General features: G+C 39.5%; 1 pseudogene. It reads left to right on the top strand.

Annotated elements, in window-relative coordinates:
- Positions 1-306 (top strand): annotated as a pseudogene (locus tag AAEZ00_RS20880) (methyl-accepting chemotaxis protein); the annotation flags it as partial.

Below are 306 nucleotides of genomic sequence, written 5' to 3'. Positions count from 1 at the left end.
AGTCAATACAGTGAACTCAATGTACAGCAACAAAATGAGTCCATTGAGCAGATATCACAAGCCATGAAAGAAATGTTTGTCAGTGTCACTCATATTGCTGAATACGCATCAAGCGCAGCGCTTGATGCTGAGAATGCCAACACTGAGGCAAAACAAGGCGTTGTTATTGTTAACGATGCTGTTATTACCATTAATACCTTGGCTGAAGAAGTACAGCAAACTGCGGTTGTCGTTAATCAATTGGACGCATATACCCATAATGTTAATGACATATTAGACACGATAAGAAGTATTGCAGATCAGACT

The sequence above is a fragment of the Shewanella sp. S1-49-MNA-CIBAN-0167 genome (genome assembly GCF_040310145.1).
Classification (GTDB): Bacteria; Pseudomonadota; Gammaproteobacteria; order Enterobacterales; family Shewanellaceae; genus Shewanella; species Shewanella psychromarinicola.
This window is presented reverse-complemented; position numbering and strand designations above follow the sequence as displayed.